Below are 23,154 nucleotides of genomic sequence, written 5' to 3' on the forward strand. Positions count from 1 at the left end.
AAGGCGGATGGTCGGCAACGCGCTCAGGAAAGCCCGTCGGGACTTCATGTTCCGCTACGGCCGGCGGCTGCGCCAGATGGAGCACTGGCTGGTCGCCAAGCTCGCCATCGTGTTGCTCTCGCTGTTGCGCCTGTTGCCGCCCGACAGCGCGCTCAACTTCGCCGACCGCGCCGCCCGCCGGGTCGGTCCGCTGGTCGGGCGCCACCGCGTGGCGGTCAACAATCTGCGCCTTGCCTATCCGCAGAAGAGCGACGCCGAGATCGAGGCCATCGCGCGCGACATGTGGGGCAACATGGCCCGCCTCGCGGCCGAATACATCTTCCTCGACGCGCTGTTCGACTTCGATCCGGACGCTGCGAAGCCGGGGCGGGTCGAGGTTCGCGGCATCGAGCATTTCGTCGAGATCGCCGGCGAGCGGAAGCCGCACATCCTGTTCACCGGCCATCTCGGCAATTTCGAGCTGCTGCCGGTGGCGGCCGCCACATTCGGCATGAACATCACGGCGCTGTTCCGCCCGCCGAACAATCCTTATCTCGCCGACTACATTCACTCGACGCGCCGCTCTTCGATGGGCGCCCTGCTGCCCTCCGCCGCCGGAGCGTCTTTCGCCCTTGCCGCCATACTGGAAAAGGGCGGCAATATCGGCGTGCTGGTCGATCAGAAATTCTCGGGCGGCGTGGAGACGACCTTCTTCGGTCGGCCATGCCAGACCAATCCGATGTTGGGCATGCTCGCCCGCCACTATGACTGCGACGTCTACCCCGCCCGCTGCGTCAGGCTGCCGGGCAACCGCTTCCGCCTGGAAATCGAGGACAAGCTGGCCTTGCCGCGCACCAGTGACGGCAGCGTCGACGTCGATGCCGCCACCCAGCTTCTCACCGACGTGGTCGAACGCTGGGTGCGCGAGGATCCCGGACAGTGGATGTGGTTCCACAAGCGCTGGGAAATCAGCGGCCGCCGCCGCAAGCGCGCAAAGGCGAAGGCGGCAGCCGGCCAGTAATCGGCTTTCAGTTGGTGACGACGATCCGCGTGTTGCCGAAGCCGGCTTGCTTGACCATCGTATAGAAGGTCGCGGCGTTGGCCGGATGCAGGCGCACGCAGCCATGCGAGGCCGGACGTCCGAGATGTCTCACCGCCCCGGTGCCATGAATGGCGTAGCCGCCATGGAAGAACACCGAATAGGGCATCGGCGAGTTGTCATATTTGCGCGAATACCACATCCGCGCAGTCCATTGCGGCCGGTAGCTTCCGCGCGGCGTGAAATAGCCGGGGCGCGCCGTCGATACGCTCCAGCGATAGAGCACCTGGCCGTATTTGCTGACGGTCATGGTTTGCGAAGAGACGTCGATATTGGCGACCAGCGTGGCCGCCCGGCTTGCGACGGACATACCAAACAACGCGGTTGCCAGCACGGTTGCCATGAGAACGAACTTTTTCATGCGATCAAACCCCTTGATTGCCCCCTGCCATCCACGCGGTTTTCCATCTTTTTTCCGGCAGGTGCGTTAAGTACCACACACTCCTTGACGAATCCGCCAATCCGATGCGGTGAATTTGAACGATTTTCCCGGCATAGTTGCCGCCGCGACACGCACCCTCTGGGGTTTAGGCGGAGCGTTGGGCCATGCCCGGATCGTCGTCTGGCAATGAGCGACTGGTTGCTTGCAAAAGTGCCGGGTTCCTTCTTCAATCCACCGGATGAATGAACGACTCCTCAAGGCGGTCGACGATCGGACCGACGACCTCGTTGCGCTGACCGCGGACCTGATCCGCTTCCCGACCGTCAATCCGCCGGGCGAAGCCTACCGGCCATGCGCCGAGTTCCTTGGCGCGCGCCTGAGGAAACGCGGCTTCGAAACGGAATTCATCCGTGCCGAGGGCGCGCCCGGCGACAGCGACCGTTATCCGCGCGTCAACGTCGTCGCCCGCTTCGACGGCCGCTCGCCCGGCCCCTGCGTGCATTTCAATTCGCATATCGACGTGGTCGAGGCCGGCGACGGCTGGACCGTCGATCCCTTTGCCGGCGTGGTGAAGGACGGCAGGGTCTATGGCCGCGGTGCCTGCGACATGAAGGGCGGTCTGGCGGCTTCGGTGATCGCCGTCGAGGCTTTCATGGCCACCTATCCCGACTTTCCCGGCGCCATCGAGATATCGGGCACGGCGGACGAGGAATCGGGCGGTTTCGGCGGCGTCGCCCATCTCGCCAGGCTCGGCTATTTCTCCAAGCCGAGGGTAGACCACGTCATCATCCCCGAGCCGCTCAACAAGGATCGCATCTGTCTTGGCCATCGCGGCGTCTGGTGGGCCGAGATCGAGACCAAGGGCGAGATCGCGCATGGCTCGATGCCGTTCCTCGGCGACAATGCGGTGCGCCATATGGGCGCCGTCCTGCAGGCCTTCGAGGACGAGTTGTTCCCGGCGCTCGACCGCAAGATGACGCGCATGCCGGTGGTGCCGGAAGGCGCAAGGCGCTCGACCATGAACATCAATTCCATCCATGGCGGCCAAACCGAGGATTTCCGGCCGGGTCTCCCCTCGCCCAACGTGCCGGATTCCTGCCGGCTCACCATTGACCGGCGCTTCCTGCTGGAAGAGGACATCGCCACCGTGAAGGGCGAAGTCACCGGCATCCTCGAACGGCTGAAGCGCGAGCGCAAGAGATTCGACTACGAGATCCGCGATCTGATGGAGGTGCTGCCGCTGATGACCGAGCGCGACGCGCCGGTGGTGAAGGCTGTCGCCAAGGGCATCATGGAAGTATTCGACCGCGAGCCGGACTACGTGATTTCGCCCGGCACCTACGACCAGAAGCACGTCGCGCGCCTCGGCCACCTTTACGACTGCATCGCCTACGGCCCGGGCATTCTCGACCTCGCCCACCGGCCGGACGAATGGGTCGGCATCGCCGACATGGTGGAATCGGCCAAGGTGATGGCGATCGGCCTCAACGTGCTCTTGCGCGGCACGACCGAATGACAGGTAAAAACATTCCGCCTGGCGCCGCAGGGCAGCACGAAACGCAATTTACTCGCGCGCGAAATCACGCTTCTATCCGCCAGCTTGAGCACGTTTGAGCAATGGGAGTTCAGCGATGAAACTGTGGAAGACCATCCTGGCCGCGGCTACCCTGTCGCTTGCCGCCGCCACGTCGGCCTTTGCCGCACGCACCGACCTCACACTCGGCATCGTGCTCGAGCCGCCGCATCTCGATCCGACCGCCGGCGCGGCCGCGGCCATCGGCGAGGTCACCTATGCCAACGTCTTCGAAGGGCTGACGCGCATCGACGACAATGGCCAGGTCCAACCCGCTCTCGCCGAGAGCTGGGCCGTCTCCGACGACGGCAAGGTCTACACGTTCAAGCTGCATTCCGGCGTGAAGTTCCACGATGGCTCGGCCTTCAGCGCCGACGACGTGAAGTTCTCGCTGGACCGGGCGCGCGCCAAGGATTCGCTCAATCCGCAAAAGCAGCTCTTTGCGCACATCACCGATGTCGCGGCGGTTGATCCGGCGACTGTGAAGGTCACGCTTGACGGACCGCAGGGCGATTTCCTCTATGACATGGGACAGGTTGCGGCGGTAATCGTGGCGAAGGCATCGGCCGACGGCAACAAGGACAAGCCGATCGGCACCGGTCCGTTCAAGCTCGATCACTGGGCCAAGGGCTCCGAGATCACGCTCGTCAAGAACCCGGACTACTGGGGCACGCCCGCCGCGCTCGACAAGGCGACATTCCGCATCGTGCCCGACGCGGCCGCAGCTGTCCCCGCCTTGCTCTCGGGCGACATCCAGGCTTTCGCCAACATGCCCGCGCAGGACGCGCTCGCGCAGGTCCAGTCCGATCCGCGCTTCAGCGTCGTGATCGGCTCGACCGAGGGCGAGACGATCCTGTCGATCAACAACAAGAAGCCGCCCTTCGACAAGCTCGCGGTGCGGCAGGCGCTCGCCTCGGCGATCGATCGCAGTGCCGTCATCGCAGCCGCCTCGAACGGTCTTGGAAAGCCGATCGGGTCTCATTTCTCGCCGGGCGACGCGGGCTATGTCGATCTCACCGGCGTCTATCCGCACGATATCGCCAAGGCCAAGGCGTATCTGAAGGAAGCGGGGCTGGAGAACGGCTTCTCGGCCACGATCAAGCTGCCGCCCGTGCCCTACGCACGCGACGGCGGCCAGGTGATTCAGTCCCAGTTGAAGGAGATCGGTGTCAATCTGCAGATCATCCCGGTTGAATGGGCGGAGTGGCTGAGCCAGGTCTTCACCAACAAGGACTACGACCTGACGATCGTTTCCCATGTCGAGCCGAACGACATCGATATCTATTCGCGGCCCGGCTACTATTTCCAGTACGACAACCCGAAGTTCAACGATATCATCAAGGAGCTCGGCACCACGGTCGACAAGGACAAGAGGCTGGAGCTGCTGGGCGAGGCGCAGAAGATTCTCGCGCACGACGTGCCCGCCGTCTACCTGTTCGAGCTGCCGAAGATCGGCGTCTGGGACGCCAAGCTGCAGGGCATGTGGACGAACTGGCCGATCGAGGCGGACGATCTCACCAAGGTGAAGTGGACGGATTGAGGCCGGCGCGATCGCCCGATCGCCTCTCATGACCGCCTATCTCCTGAAACGCCTCATCATCGCGGCCCTCACACTGGTGCTGGCCTCGATGGTGGTGTTCGCGGTCATGGAGATCCTGCCCGGCGACCCGGCGCGCCTGATGCTGGGCCTCAATGCCAGCGCCGACCAGGTCGAGATGCTGCGCGACCAGATGGGGCTGAACGCGCCGCTGGCGCTGCGTTACCTGCACTGGGCGGGCGGCTTGCTCAGCCTCGATTTCGGCCGCTCATACACCTATTCGGTGCCTGTCATCGACCTGGTGCGGGAACGCATCGCCGTCTCCCTGCCGCTGGCGCTGATCGCCCTGGCGCTCTCGACCATCATCGCCATTCCGGTCGGCGTGTTCTCGGCCAGCCGCCAGGGCCGCGCGGGCGATGCGCTGGCGATGGGTGCCGCCCAGCTTGGCGTCGCCGTGCCGAATTTCTGGTTCGCGCTGATACTGATCTATCTCTTCGCTGTCTGGCTCCGGCTGGTGCCGGCCGGCGGTTTTCCGGGCTGGGGCGCCGGTATCTGGCCGGCGCTGAAATCCCTGATCCTGCCGGCCATCGCTCTTGCGCTGCCGCAGGCGGCGATCCTGGCGCGCGTCGCCCGCTCGGCACTGATCGAAGTTCTGAACGAGGACTATATCCGCACCGCCCGCGCCAAGGGCCTGCCCTATCGCGCCGTGCTGTGGCGCCACGCGCTGCGCAACGCCATGATCCCGGTGCTCACCATCCTCGGCCTGCAATTCGCCTTCCTGCTTGCCGGCACCATCATCATCGAGAATGTCTTCTATCTGCCTGGTCTCGGCCGGCTGATCTTCCAGGCCATCACCCAGCGCGACCTGATCGTGGTCGAGAGCATCGTCATGCTTTTGGTCGCCGCCGTGATCCTGATCAACCTCCTCGTCGATTTCTCCTACGCCGTCGTCGACCCGCGCCTCAGGGGCCGGCAATGACCATGCGCGTCGACCTTCCCGAGGAGACCATCGCCGGCGTACTGGCCAAGGCCTTGGGCAACCGCTCCTTTCTGATCGGGCTCGTCATCACCCTGCTGATCGTGGCCGTCGCGCTCCTCTCCTTCGTCTGGACGCCCTACGACGTCACCAAGCTCGTGATCGCCGAAAAGACGCAGGCGCCCTCCTGGGCACACTGGTTCGGCACCGATCATTTCGGCCGCGACATCCTGTCTATGGTCATGGTCGGCGCCCGCAACTCGATCGCGGTGGCGCTGGTCGCGGTCGGCATCGGCATGGGCATCGGCGTGCCGCTCGGCGCCTTCGCCGCCGCGCGCGGCGGGTTGGCCGACGAGGCGCTGATGCGCGTCAACGACCTGGTCTTCGCCTTCCCTGCCCTGCTCTCGGCGGTCATGATCACCGCGATCTTCGGCCCGGGCGCCGTCAACGCCATCATTGCCATCGGCATCTTCAACATACCTGTCTTCGCGCGCGTCGCCCGCGCGGGCGCGCTGGCGATCTGGCCGCGCGAGTTCATCCTCGCCGCACGCGCCGCCGGCAAGGGCATGACGCGGATCACCGTCGAGCACATCCTGCCCAACATCGCGACGCTACTCTTGGTCCAGGGCACCATCCAGTTCGCGCTGGGCATCCTCGCCGAAGCCGGGCTTTCCTATGTCGGCCTCGGCGCGCAGCCGCCGATGCCGAGTTGGGGCCGCATGCTGTTCGACGCGCAGACGCGCATGGTGACCGCGCCCTGGATGGCGATCTTCCCCGGCATGGCGATCGTCATTACCGTGCTTGGGCTGAACCTGCTCGGCGACGGCCTGGCCGACATCCTCGACCCGAAATCGCGACGGCGCCGATGAGCCTGCTCAAGATCGAGAACCTGTCGCTGGCGATCGGCGCCACGCCGATCCTGAAAGACATCGACCTGGCCGTCGCGCCCGGCGAGGTCGTCGGCCTGGTCGGCGAATCCGGCTCCGGCAAATCGATGACGGCGCTGACGATCATGCGGCTTTTGCCGCATCTGGCGCGCGCCGATGGCCGCGTCGCTTTCGACGGCATCGACATCCTCGCTGCCACCGAGGACCAGATGTGCGCCTTACGCGGCGACGATATCGGCATGGTCTTCCAGGAGCCGATGACGGCGCTCAATCCGGTCAAGACCATCGGCGAGCAGGTCGCCGAAGGCATTCGCTGGCACACCAAGGCGAGCCGCGCCGAGGCGGAAGAGCGCACACGAAAAATCCTGGATCGCGTCGGGCTGCCTGAAGCCAAATTCCCGCTGTCGCGCTACCCGCACGAACTGTCGGGCGGCCAGCGCCAGCGCGTCGTCATCGCCATCGCCTGCGCGCTGAAGCCGAAATTGCTAATCGCCGACGAGCCGACGACGGCGCTCGACGTGGTGCTGCAGGCGCAGATCCTCGACCTGTTGCGCGATCTGGTCCGCGAGAACCGAATGGGCCTGCTGCTCATCTCGCACGACCTCGCGGTGGTGACCGAGATGGCCGACCGCCTGACCATCCTTCGCCGCGGTGAAGTTACGGAATCCGGCGACACGGCGCGCACGCTGTCGGAGCAACAGCATCCCTACACGCGCGAGCTGGCGCTGGCTTCCGTGCACGTGCCGGCGCGTCCGAAACCGCACCTTGCCGGGTCGGCAAAACCCTTGCTCGAGGTCGAAGGCGTCGGCCGGGTCTATCAGGGGCGGCGCATATCGCTGTTGCGGCCGGCAGAGCCAATCCGCGCCGTCGACGACGTCTCGCTAACCATCGAACCGGCGCAATCGGTAGCGCTGGTCGGCCGCTCGGGCTGCGGCAAGTCCACGCTTGCCCGCATGGTCCTGGCACTGGACAAGCCGACGGCGGGCACGATCCGCTTTCGCGGCGAGCCCATCACAGGCAAGCCGGAACGGGCGCTGAAGCCGGCCCGGCGCGACATGCAGGTGGTGTTCCAGGATCCTTACGGCTCCTTCGACCCGCGCCAGAAGGTGGAGAGACTGGTGGCCGAGCCGCTGCACCTTCTGGAAAAGCAGCCGGCAAAGACCGAGCGCCGCGAGATGGTCGCGCTTGCGTTGCATGAAGTCGGGCTCGGCCCGCGCGACATGGACAAATATCCGCATGAATTCTCGGGCGGCCAGCGCCAGCGCCTGTCGATCGCCCGCGCTATCATCACCCGCCCGAAGCTGGTGGTGGCCGACGAGCCGGTCTCGGCGCTGGACGTCTCCATCCGCGCCCAGATCCTCGACCTTTTCGCCGAGCTCAACCAGAAGCTCGGCATCGCCTATCTGTTCATCACCCATGACCTGACCGTCGCCCGCGCCATGGCGGACGAGGTGCTGGTGATGCATGAAGGCAAGATCGTCGAGCGCGGCCGCGCCGCCGATGTGCTCGACCACCCGCGCTCGGAAGCGGCGCAAGCGCTGGTCGCGGCGGCGCCCGACCTGCACCGCGCGATCGCACGCAAGATGCAGGAACAGGGCTAGATCAGCTCTCCGGCTTCACCAGATCGACCGGGCTGATGTCGAGCAGGTCGAGTGTGCGGCGCAGCAGCTTCACCTCGCTCTCCGCCAGCCTGGCGTCGGCCTTGGCGATGTCGGCCATATGGCGCGCGAGCAGCTTCCGGCGCTCGACATCGAGATCGCGGAACAGCGCGATCGCCTGCGAGCCGTTGGTTTCGTAGCCAAAATCGTTGAGATATTCGATGACGGCGTCGATGCTGCTTTCCGGAATGCCGAAGGCTTCCTTGCAGATGCGCCGGAAGACGACCATCTCGCTCTCCGAGACCGAGCCGTCGGCCAGGATCATGCGGAACAGCATCAAGAGTTCCGCCGACAGCACCGGATCGTCCGCCACCTTGCGCACGCCCGGGTCACCGTCGAAGATCGAACGTATCTGGTCGAGCAGCGCCATTGCCACCGAGCTCCCCTTTGCGATTCCGTCAAGATTGTTAGCTCGGAATCGCTCTTGCGCAAACGGGGCGAGCGTGATGGAAGCTGCCGTTTCCTTCCTTTGCGCCCTCTCCTCGATGATCGACCTTACCCTGCAGAATGCCCTTATCCTCGTCGGCGCGGCTTTTGCCGCCGGCTTCGTGGACTCGATCGCCGGCGGCGGCGGGCTGATCACGATCCCGGCGCTGCTGCTCGCCGGCTTCTCGCCCGTCGCGGCCCTCGGCACCAACAAATTGCAGGGCATGTTCGGTTCCGGCTCGGCCACCATCCACTATGCCGCCAACGGTCAGGTCGACCTGCGCCGCCAACTGCCGTCGGCGCTGCTGGCGCTTCTCGGCGGCGCGGTTGGCGCGCTTTTGGCGACCGTTGTCCCCGGTGATTTCCTGCGCGCCATCCTGCCGCTGCTCCTGATCGCCATCGCGCTCTATTTCGCGCTGAAACCGAATATGGACGATGTCGACCGCGCCGAACGGCTGTCGCCCTTCCTGTTCGGGCTGATCATCCCGCCGCTGGTAGGCTTCTATGATGGCGTCTTCGGGCCCGGCGCCGGCTCCTTCTACATGCTCGCCTTCGTCACGCTCGCCGGCTACGGCGTGCTCAAGGCGACAGCGCACACCAAGCTGCTCAATTTCGCCTCCAACATCGGCGGCTTCGTCGTCTTCGCCGCCGTCGGCGTCATCGACTGGAAGATCGGCCTGATGATGGGCGCGGCGCAATTCATCGGCGCCCGGGTCGGCGCGAGCCTGGCCATCCGCATCGGCGCCAGGCTGATCAAGCCGCTGCTGGTAATCGTCTGCCTGGCGCTGGCGATCAAGCTGTTAGCCGACCCCGCCAATCCGCTGCGCCAGCTCATTGGTGTGTGAGGCGGCTGCTGGTACAATTCCAGCATTGCGAATCATGTTGGAGGGACCAGACATGAATCTCAGTGCACCCACCCAGCTTGTGTTCATTATTTCGTTGGTCATCGCTGTCATCGGCCTTCTCGCCGCTCTTGGCCTGCTTGCATTCATTCCGCTTGCGTCCGTTTGGATCATGCTCATCGCCTATATCGTGCTCGCCGCCGGCTGTTTGATGCGCGGCGCTTGAAATTCGCAGATCTCAGGCAACTCGGAGCGCCCGGCCCTGCCGGGCGCTTTTGATTTGGGGACTCAGTCTGATAGGCTCGTGCCATGTCCGACGAGACAGAACCCCATCGGCAGGATAATCGCTCGCCCACCCTCCATTTTGAGATGGTTCGGCGCAAGCCCGCCGCCTCGCTCGCCGGCATCGTCACCGACATCTGCGGCTACCGCGAATTATTGCCCGGCCATTTCCGCATCGTCGAATATGCCTCGCTCACCGTGCCGCTGGTGATCAGCTTCGCCGAAGCCTTCGCCATCGGGCTCGGCCACAGCCCAAGCGACAATGACCGCTACGCCAGCTTCGCCGCCGGCCTCTATGCCGGGCCGGTGATGATCGAATCCTTCGGCGGCGCCTGCTGCGTTCAAGTCAACTTTACCCCGCTCGGAGCCAGGCAATTCTTCAACCTGCCGATGAGCGAGCTGCGCGATCGAATGATCGGTTTGGACGATGCGCTGGGCTTTGACGGCATCGCGTTGCGCGAACGGCTCGGCGAGGCGTCGGACTGGCACAAACGCTTCGACATCGCCGAAGGATTTATTGCTGCCCGCCTTGCGGAAGCCAATGCGCTGTCGCCCGAAATCGCCTGGGCCTACCGGACGGTCGTCGCGTCGGGCGGCCGCACCCGTATTGCGGCGTTGGCCGGCGAAATCGGCTGGAGCCGCAAGCACCTTGCGGCCAAATTCACCGACGCGATCGGCATCGGACCGAAGACCTTGTCGCGCATCGTGCGCTTCAACCGCGCGCTGTCTCTGTCGAAGCGGCAAGACGATGACTGGGCCGGCATCGCCGCTGATTGCGGCTATGCCGACCAGGCGCATCTGGTGCGTGAATTCCGTCAGCTTGCCGGCGAGACGCCGATCCGGCTCGCGGCGCTGATATAGCGCTCAGCCGAGGTAACATTTCTTCAAGACGCAGGGGCCGCCCGTAGTCGAGACTGAGTACATCGACGCGAACGAGGAGATCGCCATGCCCACGACAACCGAAGCACCCCGCATCTACCCTGCCCTGCGCTACAGAAACGCCGCCAAAATGATCGATTGGCTCTGCGAGGCTTTTGGCTTCGAGGTCCGCGCCCGCTATGGCGAAGGCGACATCGTCCACCACGCCGAGCTGACCTTCGGCTCCTCGATGATCATGCTGGGCACGGCCCGCGACGACGACTACGGCAAGATGGTCGGCGATCCAGGCGGTGGCGGCGGCAAGTCGATCTACATCGCCGTCAATGACGCCGATGCCGCCTATGCGCGCGCCAAGAGAGCCGGCGCGAAAATCACCCAGGAACTGGTCGACCGCGACTATGGCAGCCGCGAGTTCATCTGCCTCGACCCCGAAGGCAATGTCTGGTCGTTTGGGACCTATTGGCCGAAGACGGGTGAGAAGGCGTAGCTCTGTCATCGCCAGCGTTCGAGATTGGCGACAGCGCCTGAACTTCGTCCACGGGCGAAGCAAGGAGCGAAGCGACGCGCGCAGACCCGAGGATCCATGCCGTGACCTCGATCGAAGGGCGCAACGGAGCAGAATTCTGCACGGCTGCAACGCCTTCAGGTAACGGAATGGATTCTATGGTCTGCGCGCGTCGCTTCGCTCCTTGCTCCGCCATAGAATGACGACCGCATAGGCGACTCAGCTAGTCGCCAGGTAAGCGATCCCTCAGCTACCCGGGCCAGCTTCCGTGCGGTGAAACCGGCCTATCTTGCCAGCCCGAAAATCGCGTCGCAGTCGAGATGCCGCTCCAGCTCGGCCGCAACCTCGTCCAGCGCCTTCTCGACGTCGGCGCGATAGTCGATGCCGCCGCCTTTGACGCCAAGGCTCCCCAGATAGGCGGCGCGAAAAGCGTCAGCGGAAAACAGCCCGTGCAGATAGGTGCCGATCACCTTGCCGTCGACGGAGACCGCCCCGTCCTCGGCGCCGTTGAGGATCGTCGACGGCCGCGCCGTGTCCGGGCCGGTGGTGCGGCCGAGATGGATCTCATAGCCTTGGAGCGGTAGGCCGAACTGCACCGACCGCGCGCTCGAATTGCGCACGGTCTTTTCCGGTTCCATCACCGTTTCGATGTCGAGCAGGCCGAGCCCCTCGGCCTCTCTCACGCTGCCTTCGATGCCGTCGGGATCGCGCACCATGCGGCCGAGCATCTGGTAGCCGCCGCAGATGCCGACGACATGGCCGCCGCGCTTGCGGTGAGCGAGAAGATCGCGATCCCAGCCGTTCTCGCGGAATTTGATGAGATCGCCGATCGTCGATTTGGAGCCGGGGATGACGACGAGCCCTGCATCTTCCGGCAGCCTCTTGCCCGGCGGCACGAACACCACCTCGACCTGCGGCTCGGCCTTCAGCGGGTCGAGATCGTCGAAATTGGCGATGCGCGCCAGCATCGGCACCGCCACCTTCAGTGCCCGTTTCTCGCCAGAAGCGAGGCGCTCGAGCACCACGGAATCCTCGGACGGCAGCCGCCCGGCCGCCTTCAGCCACGGCACGACGCCGAAGCAGCGCCAGCCGGTGAATTTCTCGATCGCCTTGATGCCGTCATCGAACAGCGAGACATCGCCACGGAACTTGTTGATGAGGTAGCCCGCGATCATGCGCCGGTCCCCTTCCGGCAGGATGAGATGTGTGCCGGCGACCGAGGCAATGACGCCGCCGCGATCGATGTCGCCGACCAGGACCACCGGCACATTGGCGCGCGTCGCGAAGCCCATATTGGCAATGTCGCGGCTCCTGAGATTGATCTCGGCCGGCGAGCCGGCGCCCTCGACGATGACCAGATCAGCCCCGTCGCCGACTTTGGTCCAGGAATCCAGCACCGCGTCCATCAGCGCGGCTTTCATTGCCTGGTAGTCGCGCGCCCGTGCCTCACCAAAGACCTTGCCCTGCACCACCACTTGCGAGCCGATATCGCTCTGCGGCTTGAGCAGCACGGGGTTCATATGCACGGTCGGCCTCACCCCGCAGGCCAACGCCTGCAGCCATTGCCCGCGGCCGATCTCGCCCTCGCCGGTCTCGCCGGGAATGTCGGCGACGGCGGCATTGTTCGACATGTTCTGCGGCTTGAACGGCCTGACCTTCAGGCCGCGATTCTTCGCGGCGCGGCAAAGCCCCGCCACCAGCACGGTCTTGCCGACGTCGGATCCCGTGCCCTGCAGCATGATTGCTTTTGCCATCAACCCTTGCCTCTCAAGTCGATCATCGGCCGATGATCGATTTCTGCGCCAGCGGTCCGCCGCGCCAGAGATAGAGCGCCATCAGCGGTTCCCGGCCGGTGCGCATGGCATGGCTGACATTCGACGCGTGGTGGATCACCTCGCCAGGGCCGCGAACATGAAAGTCCCCTTCGCCCATCCGCCACTCGGTGCCTCCGGTCAGGGGGATGTAGATCTCCTCTGCGATATGGTGATGGTCGGGATAGACGATGTCCGGCCCGAGGATCAGCAGACCGCCCGCGACCGCGTCGTTGACGAAATGCCCGCGCGTGCCAAACACCTCCAGCCAGCCGTAATTGTCGATGAAACCCTGCCCGAAATCGGCGGCGCTATAGGTCTGCCCCCAGCGCAGCTCGTCCCGATGATCGGCAAGGAAACGCGCCAGAGGTTTGGCATCGGCCGGTGCAAGCGCGGCGATGCGATCGAGATAGCGGAGGCAGCCAAGCACGCGCGATTCGAGCGCACGAGCCGACATATCCCAGCCGATGCGCGCGACTTCGTCGGCGACGAGATCGCTGTCGACGCCGCCGAGATAGGCTTGGAATCGCTCGAGCAAATCATCGAAAATTGTCGGCACGCAAGAGCTCCGTTAGTCATTCCATGCACAGCCGGTTCTCAGCGGTCCGGGTTGCGCGGCGGCATCATTGGTCTAGATTGGACGGCGCGCAAAGCCAAAAACGACAGGCCAGAAGGCCTGAAGCGACAGGGAGCACGCCATGGACGCTGCAGTCGATGCGGGCGCTGGCCAGTTCGAACTCAATGAGCAACAGCGCGCCATCCAGGAGATGGCCCAGGCCTTCGCGGCGGACCGCGTCGCGCCCAATGCGCTGGACTGGGACAAGGCGAAGCATTTCCCCGCCGACGTGATCCGCGAGACCGGACCGCTCGGCCTGGGCGGCATCTATGTGCGAGACGATGTCGGCGGGTCGGCGCTTGGCCGGCTGGACGCCGTGCTGATCTTCGAGGCGCTTGCCCACGCCGATCCGGCGTTTTCCTCCTTCATTTCCATTCACAACATGGCGGCCTCGATGATCGACCGCTTCGGCTCGGACGAGCAGCGTCAGCGCTTCCTTCCGAAACTGACGTCGATGGAGTGGCTGGCGAGCTATTGCCTGACCGAGCCGGGCTCCGGCTCGGACGCCGCCGCGCTGAAGACGCGCGCCGTAAAGAGCGGCGGCGACTATGTGCTCAACGGCGCCAAGCAATTCATTTCCGGCGCCGGCGACAGCGACCTCTATGTCGTGATGGCGCGTACAGGCGGCGATGGCCCGAAGGGAATTTCAACCTTCGTCGTGCCCAAGGACGCGCCCGGCCTTTCCTTCGGCGCCAACGAGCACAAGATGGGCTGGCACATGCAGTCGACCCGCCAGGTCATCTTCGAGGATTGCAAGGTGCCCGCCGAAAACCTGCTCGCTGCGGAAGGCGCCGGCTTCGGCATCGCCATGGCCGGGCTCGACGGCGGCCGGCTGAACATTGCGGCCTGCTCGCTCGGCGGCGCGCAATCGGCGCTCGACAAGGCGCTCGCCTATACGGCCGAGCGCAAGGCCTTCGGCTCCAGGATCAACCAGTTCCAGGCGCTGCAGTTCAGGCTGGCCGACATGGAGACGGAACTGCAGGCGGCGCGCATTTTCCTTTATGCCGCCGCCTCGAAGCTCGACCGCAAGGCGCCCGATGCCGGCAAATGGTCGGCGATGGCCAAGCGCTTCGTCAGCGATGTCGGCTTCGATGTCGCCAACCAGGCGCTGCAGCTGCATGGCGGCTACGGCTATCTGCACGACTACGGCATCGAGAAGCTGGTGCGCGACCTGCGCGTTCATCAGATCCTCGAAGGCACCAACGAGATCATGCGAGTCATCATTGCGCGGGCGTTGATTGGCCGCTGACGGCGACAAAAATCGGGAGAAAACGATGGCAACCATCGCCTTCATCGGCCTCGGCAACATGGGTAATCCGATGGCCGCCAACCTCGTAAAAGCGGGGCATACAGTTCTTGGCTTCGACCTCGTTCCGGACAACCTTACCGTCGCAAAGGAACATGGCGTTACAGTAATGGCCAATGCCGTCGCCGCAGTGAAGGACGCCGATGTCGTCATCACCATGCTACCGGCCGGTAAACATGTGCTGTCGGTTTACGAAGACATCGCGCCCAAGGCAAAGAAAGGCGCGCTGTTCATAGATTCCTCGACCATTGACGTCGAATCGGCGCGCAAGGCGCATGCGATTGCCGCCAAGCATGGCCTGCCCTCGATCGATGCGCCGGTCTCCGGCGGCACGGGTGGCGCGACGGCCGGCACGCTGACCTTCATGGCCGGCGGCTCGGACGAAGCCTTCGCCGCCGCTGAACCGATCCTGAAGCCGATGGCCGGGCGCATCGTTCATTGTGGCGGTGACGGCGCCGGCCAGGCCGCCAAGATCTGCAACAATATGATCCTCGGCATCTCGATGATCGGCGTCGCCGAAGCCTTCGTGCTGGCCGAAAAGCTCGGCCTGTCGCATCAGGCGCTGTATGACGTCGCCTCCACCTCCTCGGGCCAATGCTGGTCGCTCACCACCTACTGCCCGGTCCCCGGCCCCGTTCCGGCCTCGCCGGCCAACCGCGACTACAAGCCCGGCTTTGCCGCCGCGCTCATGCTGAAAGACCTGAAATTGTCGCAGGAAGCCGCACAGAGCGCGGGCGCCGTGACCCCGCTCGGCGCCGAAGCCACGCAGCTTTATGCCTTGTTCAACGCGCAGGGCCATGCCGGCGTCGATTTTTCCGGCATCATAAATTTCCTGCGCGGCGACAAAGGCTAAACGGCTGCTTTCGAACGGTTATTAGCGGATTTTTTCGACAGAAAGCCGGCAAATTTAGATTTGCTTAAGGTCTCGCTAACGCACCGGTAACGATGTGCCTTTAAAACGGACTGCGAGGCGGACATCGCAACCGCCCGGCGCTCCGGATCAGGTCTCGCGTACCGGAGCCCGTAAGTTTCGCAAGTATCTTGTAGCGAAACGCCATGCGTATCTGGCAGAGCCGCGTTCCCTTGGAGCGCGGTTTTTGCGTTTACCAGGGCAATCCAACAACAGTGAAAATGGTCCAGGCCGAGATCAACTCCTGCCGGACAAACGACGGAAATTCGCCCGTACGGTACGGCCGGCGGGCTTGAGGGCTGCATCCAAGGATTTTCGCGTGGCCTCGCCGTTGACCAGGGATGGAATGCGTCCCGACAGCACTTCCGGCCAGAATCGGGCGGCCGATTGCAGAAGCGAAACCTGTGCTGCGATGGCGCCTTGGGCTACGGCAGTGGTCTTTTCAGTGAAGGCTCGCACGGTTTCCCTGCCGAGTTTACGGTCGCTTTGCGCCTCCGCCACAAGCAGGGGCATGCGCATCATCACCACCATCGGGGCCAGCATCAGGTCGCCGCCGATCAGGGCGGCTTTCCGTGCACCACGGGTCTTGCGGGTTTTCTTCATCGCGTGAGTCCCCGGCCAGCTCTCAGGCCCGGTCTATTACGCGCAAGCCCCTGCATTGTTCCCTGTAGCGGGCTCGGATCGTGGCGGTCGGGCGCCCGAACACCGGACGCCCGACCGTGCTTCAGCGCTTGCGCAGATCCGCGTCCGCCAGGTCAAGCGCCTTGGCGATGCGCTCGCAGGCCATGTCGATCGTGTCGCGCGTCCAGATCAGCGGCGGCGACAGGATCATCGTGTCGCCGGTGGCCCGCATCATCATGCCGTTCGCGATCGCGTGGTCGCGCACCACCACCGCCGCGCTTCCCGACGGCAGATAGCGTTCCTTGGTCGCCTTGTCCTTGACGATCTCGATCGCGCCCATCAGACCGATTGAACGCACCTCGCCGACCAGCCTGTGCCCGGCGATGCGCTCCTGAAGCGCCTGCGCGAAATAGGGACCGGTGTCGTTCTTGACCCGTTCGACCAGCCCTTCCTTCTCGATGATCTCGAGGTTCTTCAACGCCACCGCGCAGGCCACCGGATGACCGGAATAAGTGTAGCCGTGATAGAACTCGCCGCCCTTCTCGACCAGCGTGCTCGCGACACGATCGCCGACCAGCAGCGCCGACAGCGGCTGATAGCCCGAGGTCAGCGCCTTGGCCGTGGTAATGGTGTCGGGCTCGACCCCGAAGGTCTGCGCCGCGAACCATTCGCCGGTGCGGCCATAGCCGGTGATCACCTCGTCCAGCATGAGCAGCACGTCGTATTTGCGGCAGATGCGCTCCACTTCCGGCCAGTAGCTCATCGGCGGGATCTTGACGCCGCCGGCGCCCATCACCGGCTCGCCGATGAAAGCCGCCACCTTGTCAGCGCCGGCTTCGAGGATCGCGTCTTCGACCGCCTTGGCAGCGCGGATGCCGAAATCGTGGTCGCTCTCGCCGGGCAGCGCGAGTTCATAGGCATAAGGCATCATCACATGGACGATGTTGGGCACCGCGCCGCCGAGTTGCTTGTGCATCGGCTCCATGCCGCCGAGCGACGTGCCGGCGATCGTCGAGCCGTGATAGGCCGACTTGCGCGAGATGATGCGGTTCTTCTCGGGCTTGCCTTCGAGCGCCCAATAATGGCGCACGAGCCTGAGCGCCGTGTCGTTGGCTTCCGAGCCGGACGAACCGTAGAAGACTTGGCTGACATGCTTGGGCGCGAGCTCCGCCAGCTTCTTCGACAACAGCACCGGCGTCGGCGTCGAGCATTTGAAGAAGGAGTTGTAGTACGGCAGCTCCTTCATCTGCGCGTAAGCCGCTTCGGCCAGTTCGTCGCGGCCGTAGCCGACATTGACGCACCACAGGCCCGCCATGCCGTCGAGGATTTCGGTGCCGTCGGCATCGTAGATGAACGGTCCCTTGGCGTGGGTAATGATGCGGGAGCCAGTCTCGCGCAATTCCTTGTGATCGGTGAAGGGATGAAGGTGATGCGCGGCGTCGATCTGCTGAAGCTGCTTCAGCGAATAATTCTGATAGGTCATGGATTTGATCTTTCCTCTTGAATCAATCCGGCAACGGCCGGGGCGGATTCTCAGAGGAAGGCAGGCGGCGAATAGCCGATGCGGGCGCACAACCGCAAAAGCTCGGCGCGAAGGGTCCGCGGTGACGGCGTCACCGCGACCCCGAAGGCGCCTGATGTGCTGAAACGGATCATGGCGGCAGCTTATGCCGCCTGAGGTCCAAAATTCAAGCCGTCAAGCGACGCCGCCGAGCGCCCGCTTGAGGAAGATATAGCGCATCGCAGTCTGCGCCGCTTGCGGACGACGGTCACCACGCCCACCATGGCCGCCTTCGGTCTCCTCGAAGAACAGCGTCCTGCCATGGCCCGCTTCCTGCAGCCGCGCCGCCATCTTGCGCGCATGTCCGGGATGGACACGGTCGTCGGCGGTCGAGGTCATCAGCAGCACCGGGGGATAGGCGACGTTGGCCGTGACATGCTGGTAAGGCGAATAGGCGCCGAGCCAAGCCGCTTCCTCGGGCTTCGATGGGTCGCCATATTCGGCGACCCACGAGGCCCCGGGCGGCAGCTCGGTGTAGCGCAGCATGTCGAGCAGCGGCACGTCGATGATGACGGCGCCGAACAGCTCCGGGCGCTGCGTCAACGACGTGCCGGTGAGCAGGCCGCCATTGGAGCCGCCCTGGATGCCGAGCTGCGCCGCCGTGGTGATGCCGCGCCTGACGACATCCTCAGCAACGGCCGCGAAATCGTCGAATGCGTTCTGGCGCTTGCCCTTGAGCGCCGCCTGGTGCCAGGCCGGGCCGAACTCGCCGCCGCCGCGGATGTTGGCCTGGATATAGGCGTTGCCCTTGTCCAGCCAGAGCTTGCCGCGAATGCCGGCATAGCCCGGCAGCAGCGGCACTTCGAAGCCACCATAGCCGTAGAGCAGCGCCGGCACCGGCCCGTTCTGGTCGCGGCGCCGCACCACGAAATAGGGGATCATGGTGCCGTCCTTCGAGCGGGCTTCGAACTGCTCCGAGACGTAAGGCGAGGCGTCGAAGCGGGCCGGCTGCGATTTCACGGTTTCAAGCGTCTCGCCATTGTCGTCCGACCAGATGATCGAGCTTGGCGTCAGGAAATCGGTGAACGAGAAGGAGACGCTCGAGCCGAAATGCTCGACATGACTGATGCCGACATTGCCGTTGTCGGGCAGCGCGATCCGTTTCAGCGACCAGCCATCGGCGGTGCGGTCACAGGCGACGACCTTGCCGCGCACATTGTCCATCAGGTTGATGAACAGCCGGTCCTGGGTCCTGGCGAGCCCGGCGATCGAGACGCGATGCGCGGGCTGGAGCACGGTCTCGAATGGCCCGAATGCGCCGCTCTCTATCCAGCGGTCGAAATCGACGGAGTAAAGCCCGTCGGGCAGGCATTGCGTGCCGTCGGGCGCCGTCCAAGGGCTGCGCACGCCGAAGATCAGTTGTCCCTTGAAGATTGCCGTGTCGGTGGCGTCGTCGGGCAGCGGAATGCGCCGGTTCTCGCCCGAAGCGAGGCGTAGGAAACTGTGCGAGGTGAAGAAGTCGAGCGTCTTGCCGAGCAGCACATGCCGCTTGTCGCCGTCATATTCGACGCCGCCGCCGACCGCGAGATGCTGTTTCTCGCCTTCGAAGATCGGCGTCGCCTCCTCGAGCTTCGTGCCGCGCCGCCAGAGCTTGATCACGCGCGGGTAGCCGGACTGGGTCTTGTCGTCCTCCTCGAAAGCCGCCGAGACGATCACCGTATCCTTGTCCAGCCAGGAAAAGCCCGACTTGGAAGCGCGCGCGGAAAACCCGCCCTCGACAAAGGACCTCGTCGCGATGTCGAATTCGCGCATCTCGCTGGCGTCGCCGCCATCGGGCGACATGTAGAGCAGGCAGCGGTTGAAGTCGGGATAGAGCCGGCTCGCGCCGCCGAACACCCATTTGATGCCCTCTTTCGCCGAGAGCTGGTCGAAGTCGATGATCGTTTCCCACTCCGGCTTCTCGGTCTTGTAGGAAGCGACAGGCGCGCGCCGCCACAGGCCCAGCGCATTGGTCTTGTCCTGCCAGAAATTATAGACGTAGCCGGCAAGTGCTGCCCCGACGGGGATATTGTCCTCGGCCGTCATCAGGTCCAGCGCGGTCTCGAAGGTCGCCTGATAGGAAGGATCGCCCTGCAATTCGGCGACCGTCAGCGCGTTCTGGCGATGAACCCACTCCAGCGCTTCCTTACCGTTGCGATCCTCCAACCAGAGGAAGGGATCGTCGGCCGTCGAATCGGGCCGGGCTTTGGTCATCGTGCTGGTCATGCGGGTCTCCATCTGGCCCCGCCTACATCGCGTTCGCTGCGTTAATATTCAAGAGCGATGGCGGGATCGATCACAAAACCCGCCGGCGCAGGACCGTCGCCGCCGCCAGCGCCGCACAGATCGCACCCAGCGTCACGGGCAGGCCGGCGGCGCCGATGACATCCATCACGCTGCCGGTGAGCGGCGGCACGAGAATGCCGCCAAGTCCCCACATCAGCGAGAAGGCGGCGTTGCCGGCGACCAGCGCCGAGCCGGTAAAGCGTTCGCCGAGCTCGATGATCGACATCGTGTAGATGCCATAGGAGACGGCGCCCCAGATGAAGACGCAGACCCAGATCAACGGCGTCTCGATCAGCGCCGGCAAGAGCGCGCAGCCGAGCATGGTCACCGCCACGCAGCCGAAGCGCACCAGGCGCGCCGTCAGCCTTTCGGCGAGCAGTCCGAGCGGCACCTGCATGGCAATGTTGCCGGCGATCGTCGCCGACAGCAGGGCCGACATGCGCGCTTCGGGAATGCCGTGATGCGTTCCATAGACCGGCAGCAGCGCCAGGATCGCCTGCTCGAACCCTGCCGCGACAATCACCGCCGACATGAGCAGCCAGGCCATCGGTATGAAGCCAAGCACCGACACCTTGTTCTCGGCCTCGTCGACCTTCGGCAAACGCCGCACAACGACCGCCAGGCAGGCGCCGCAGAAGACGAAAGCGGAAATGCCGACCAGGAAAGGCGGCCAGCCCTCTGTGCCGACGGCGAGCAGGCAGAGCGGCCCGGCCGCGAAGCCGGCCGAGATGATGGTGGAATAGATGCCCATGACGCGGCCACGGCGCGACGGCGGCGCCAACGCGATCACCCAGATCTCGCTGAGCACATAAAGCGGATTGGTCACCACGCCGATCAGGAAGCGCAGCGGAAACCACAGATAGACATTCTGCGTCCAGCCGATCAGTGCCAACACCAGCGCAGAGAGCGCCGCGCAGGTAAGCGCGGTTCGCCCTGCCCCGAAGCGGCGCGCCAGGCCGGGGATCAGCGGTGAGGACAGGATGAAGCCGACCGGTGTCATCGCCGCCGACAGCCCGATAACCGCCGGCGAAACGCCTTGCCGCTGCAGGATGAAGCTGAGCAGCGGGTAGGATAGCCCTTGCGCGATGGCGAACACCGACACAGTCGCGATCACGCCGGTGATCGCGGCCCACTGCACCCTCTCGCTGCTCTTTGAATCCGCCAGAGCCATCAGTTCCTGATCCAATCGGTTGAAGGCTTAGCCGTCGCAGCCGGTTCCCGTAAGGCCCACGGCGCACGAAAGCGGATGCTCCAGCCAAACCCTGTCAGGAGCCCCTGCGCTGCAGAGAGGGCGCTCGCAAGCTCCCCTTCCGGCATGTCGCTTCCCTCGCCCTAGTGGTCGCCGCCACCTCACCGGCAACCTTGCCGCCGGTCCATTATGCCGGCCAATTTCGCATCCTCACGAGGCCTCTCATGACCGCCGCCCTTCATCCCGCCGAACCGGCACTGGCAACCGATCGCGCCCGCCGTGGCGGCCGCGCCGGCAAGCGCGCCGGCGGCTCGGCCGCCTTCGAGCAGCCCGCCTTCCGCCAATTGAAGAACCCGCTGACCCCGACCAAGCTGGTGTCCGACGACGAGCTGGAATCGATCCACCTCGCCTCGCTGCGCGTGCTGAAGGAGATCGGCGTCGACGTCCTGCACGAGGAAGCCCGCCGCATCATGAAAGCGCACGGCGCGGATGTGCGCGAAGGCTCGGAACGCGTGCGCTTCGACAGCGACATGATCCTCGAGCTTGTCTCGCACTGCCCGTCGGAATTCACGCTGCATGCCCGCAACCCGGCGCACAATCTGCGCTTCGGCGGCAACAACGTCATCCTGTCGATGATGGCTTCGGCGCCGAACTGTTCCGACCTCGATCGCGGCCGCAGGCCCGGCAACCAGGCTGACTACCGCAACTTCCTGCGCCTGGCGCAGATGCACAACATCCTGAACTGCACCGGCGGCTATCCGGTCGAGCCGATCGACATCCATCCCTCGGTCCGCCACCTGGAATGCATCCGCGACCTCGCCATGCTGACCGACAAGGTCTTCCACATCTATTCGCTCGGCAAGGAGCGCAATGTCGACGGCATCGAGATCACCCGCATCGCGCGCGGCATCAGCCGCGAGCAGCTGATGCAGGAACCGTCGGTCTTCACCATCATCAACACCAATTCGCCGCTCAAGCTCGACGTGCCGATGATGGAAGGCATCATCCAGATGGCGAGCATGGGTCAGGCTGTCATCGTCACGCCGTTCACGCTCTCCGGCGCCATGGCGCCCGTCACCGTCGCCGGCGCGCTGGTCCAGCAGAACGCCGAAGCGCTCTCCGGCATCGCCTTCGCGCAGATGGTCAAGAAAGGCGCGCCGGTCGGCTATGGCGGCTTCACCTCCAATGTCGACATGAAATCCGGCGCGCCGGCCTTCGGCACGCCTGAATATATGAAGGCGCAGCTCGTCGGCGGCCAGCTCGCCCGCCGCTACAACATCCCCTACCGCACATCCAACACCTGCGCCGCCAACACGGTCGACGCGCAGGCCGCCTATGAAAGCGTGTTTTCGCTCTGGGGCGCCATCCAGGGTGGCGGCAATCTGATGATGCACGGTGCCGGCTGGCTGGAAGGCGGCCTGCGCTGCTCTTATGAAAAGACCATCCTCGACATCGACCTTTTGCAGATGGTGGCCGAGTTCCTCACCCCGCTCGACCTCTCCGAGGACGCGCTCGGCTTCGACGCCATCCAGTCGGTCGGCCCTGGCGGCCATTTCTTCGGCACCCAGCACACGCAGGAGCGCTACAAGACCGCCTTCTATTCGCCGATCGTTTCCGACTGGCGCAATTTCGAGACCTGGACCGAGGCTGGCTCGCCGACGGCGATGGAACGCACCAACAAAGTCTGGAAGGAGCGCCTCGCCTCCTACGAGGAGCCGTACATGGACCCGGCCATCCGCGAGGAACTCAATGACTTCGTCGAAAAACGCCGCGCCGAAGGTGGCGCGCCGACCGATTTCTGATTTTCTGGCTGCTGATGAGCACTCGACCCCCACTCCGTCGAGCTTCGC

The 23,154-nt window shown here is 64.6% G+C and carries 21 protein-coding genes; 13 read left to right on the plus strand and 8 right to left on the minus strand.

What is annotated here, in order from left to right; all coding sequences use genetic code 11:
* Positions 1–7: 7 nt before the first annotated feature.
* Complete coding sequence (locus MJ8_RS20060) at positions 8–1,000, plus strand: lipid A biosynthesis lauroyl acyltransferase (RefSeq protein WP_201410503.1); 993 nt, start codon at positions 8–10, stop codon at positions 998–1,000.
* Between the two features lie 7 nt (positions 1,001–1,007).
* On the opposite strand, the gene MJ8_RS20065 is transcribed toward MJ8_RS20060, so the two are convergent.
* On the minus strand, positions 1,008–1,439 hold the full coding sequence (locus MJ8_RS20065) for a L,D-transpeptidase (protein WP_201410504.1): 432 nt from the start codon (positions 1,437–1,439) through the stop codon (positions 1,008–1,010).
* 259 nt (positions 1,440–1,698) lie between these two features.
* On the opposite strand from MJ8_RS20065, the gene MJ8_RS20070 reads away from it, so the two are divergent.
* From MJ8_RS20070 to MJ8_RS20090, 5 genes are all read left to right on the plus strand, one after another.
* On the plus strand, positions 1,699–2,976 hold the full coding sequence (locus MJ8_RS20070; RefSeq protein WP_201410505.1) for an acetylornithine deacetylase/succinyl-diaminopimelate desuccinylase family protein: 1,278 nt from the start codon (positions 1,699–1,701) through the stop codon (positions 2,974–2,976).
* A gap of 115 nt (positions 2,977–3,091) precedes the next feature.
* Positions 3,092–4,573 (plus strand): ABC transporter substrate-binding protein, encoded by a 1,482-nt coding sequence (locus MJ8_RS20075; protein WP_201410506.1) that lies wholly within the window; start codon positions 3,092–3,094, stop codon positions 4,571–4,573.
* A gap of 28 nt (positions 4,574–4,601) precedes the next feature.
* Positions 4,602–5,549, plus strand: coding sequence for an ABC transporter permease (locus MJ8_RS20080; RefSeq protein ID WP_201410507.1), 948 nt, complete (start codon positions 4,602–4,604; stop codon positions 5,547–5,549).
* A complete protein-coding gene (locus MJ8_RS20085) occupies positions 5,546–6,415 on the plus strand; it encodes an ABC transporter permease (protein ID WP_201410508.1) in 870 nt (289 codons plus the stop codon). The genes MJ8_RS20080 and MJ8_RS20085 overlap by 4 nt, the downstream gene beginning before the upstream one ends.
* Positions 6,412–8,034: an ABC transporter ATP-binding protein gene (locus MJ8_RS20090; RefSeq protein ID WP_201410509.1), complete on the plus strand. Its 1,623-nt coding sequence runs from the start codon at positions 6,412–6,414 to the stop codon at positions 8,032–8,034. Before MJ8_RS20085 ends, MJ8_RS20090 begins: the two co-directional genes overlap by 4 nt.
* Before the next feature lies 1 nt (position 8,035).
* Here the strand turns inward: MJ8_RS20090 and MJ8_RS20095 are convergent, their stop codons facing one another.
* A complete protein-coding gene (locus MJ8_RS20095; protein ID WP_201410510.1) occupies positions 8,036–8,467 on the minus strand; it encodes a TerB family tellurite resistance protein in 432 nt (143 codons plus the stop codon).
* Positions 8,468–8,576: 109 nt separating this feature from the next.
* Here MJ8_RS20095 and MJ8_RS20100 point away from each other — a divergent pair, with 109 nt between their 5' ends.
* The 4 genes from MJ8_RS20100 to MJ8_RS20115 all read left to right on the plus strand — a co-directional run bounded on the left by MJ8_RS20100 (position 8,577) and on the right by MJ8_RS20115 (position 11,007).
* Positions 8,577–9,362, plus strand: coding sequence for a TSUP family transporter (locus tag MJ8_RS20100; protein WP_201415504.1), 786 nt, complete (start codon positions 8,577–8,579; stop codon positions 9,360–9,362).
* A gap of 52 nt (positions 9,363–9,414) precedes the next feature.
* Entirely contained in the window at positions 9,415–9,585 is a 171-nt protein-coding gene (locus MJ8_RS20105) for a hypothetical protein (protein ID WP_201410511.1), read from the plus strand.
* Positions 9,586–9,728: 143 nt separating this feature from the next.
* Complete coding sequence (locus MJ8_RS20110; protein ID WP_225247972.1) at positions 9,729–10,502, plus strand: helix-turn-helix domain-containing protein; 774 nt, start codon at positions 9,729–9,731, stop codon at positions 10,500–10,502.
* Between the two features lie 85 nt (positions 10,503–10,587).
* On the plus strand, positions 10,588–11,007 hold the full coding sequence (locus MJ8_RS20115) for a VOC family protein (protein ID WP_201410513.1): 420 nt from the start codon (positions 10,588–10,590) through the stop codon (positions 11,005–11,007).
* 302 nt (positions 11,008–11,309) lie between these two features.
* Here the strand turns inward: MJ8_RS20115 and MJ8_RS20120 are convergent, their stop codons facing one another.
* On the minus strand, positions 11,310–12,779 hold the full coding sequence (locus MJ8_RS20120) for a cobyric acid synthase (protein ID WP_201410514.1): 1,470 nt from the start codon (positions 12,777–12,779) through the stop codon (positions 11,310–11,312).
* Positions 12,780–12,801: 22 nt separating this feature from the next.
* On the minus strand, positions 12,802–13,395 hold the full coding sequence (locus tag MJ8_RS20125) for a dimethylsulfonioproprionate lyase family protein (protein ID WP_201410515.1): 594 nt from the start codon (positions 13,393–13,395) through the stop codon (positions 12,802–12,804).
* Between the two features lie 139 nt (positions 13,396–13,534).
* On the opposite strand from MJ8_RS20125, the gene MJ8_RS20130 reads away from it, so the two are divergent.
* Positions 13,535–14,701: an isobutyryl-CoA dehydrogenase gene (locus tag MJ8_RS20130; RefSeq protein ID WP_201410516.1), complete on the plus strand. Its 1,167-nt coding sequence runs from the start codon at positions 13,535–13,537 to the stop codon at positions 14,699–14,701.
* 25 nt (positions 14,702–14,726) lie between these two features.
* Positions 14,727–15,611: a 3-hydroxyisobutyrate dehydrogenase gene (gene mmsB / locus MJ8_RS20135; RefSeq protein ID WP_201410517.1), complete on the plus strand. Its 885-nt coding sequence runs from the start codon at positions 14,727–14,729 to the stop codon at positions 15,609–15,611.
* A gap of 294 nt (positions 15,612–15,905) precedes the next feature.
* Here mmsB and MJ8_RS20140 read toward each other — a convergent pair whose 3' ends face one another.
* The 4 genes from MJ8_RS20140 to MJ8_RS20155 all read right to left on the minus strand — a co-directional run bounded on the left by MJ8_RS20140 (position 15,906) and on the right by MJ8_RS20155 (position 21,286).
* The gene (locus MJ8_RS20140; protein ID WP_201410518.1) at positions 15,906–16,271 is read right to left on the minus strand and encodes a hypothetical protein; all 366 of its coding nucleotides are present in this window, start codon (positions 16,269–16,271) and stop codon (positions 15,906–15,908) included.
* Positions 16,272–16,392: 121 nt separating this feature from the next.
* Complete coding sequence (locus MJ8_RS20145) at positions 16,393–17,772, minus strand: aspartate aminotransferase family protein (protein ID WP_201410519.1); 1,380 nt, start codon at positions 17,770–17,772, stop codon at positions 16,393–16,395.
* A 213-nt stretch (positions 17,773–17,985) separates the two neighbouring features.
* The gene (locus MJ8_RS20150; protein ID WP_201410520.1) at positions 17,986–20,055 is read right to left on the minus strand and encodes a prolyl oligopeptidase family serine peptidase; all 2,070 of its coding nucleotides are present in this window, start codon (positions 20,053–20,055) and stop codon (positions 17,986–17,988) included.
* A gap of 70 nt (positions 20,056–20,125) precedes the next feature.
* Complete coding sequence (locus MJ8_RS20155; protein ID WP_201410521.1) at positions 20,126–21,286, minus strand: MFS transporter; 1,161 nt, start codon at positions 21,284–21,286, stop codon at positions 20,126–20,128.
* A gap of 242 nt (positions 21,287–21,528) precedes the next feature.
* Here MJ8_RS20155 and MJ8_RS20160 point away from each other — a divergent pair, with 242 nt between their 5' ends.
* Complete coding sequence (locus MJ8_RS20160) at positions 21,529–23,106, plus strand: trimethylamine methyltransferase family protein (protein WP_201410522.1); 1,578 nt, start codon at positions 21,529–21,531, stop codon at positions 23,104–23,106.
* Positions 23,107–23,154: the final 48 nt, after the last annotated feature.

This window comes from Mesorhizobium sp. J8 (genome assembly GCF_016591715.1).
Taxonomy (GTDB): domain Bacteria; phylum Pseudomonadota; class Alphaproteobacteria; order Rhizobiales; family Rhizobiaceae; genus Mesorhizobium.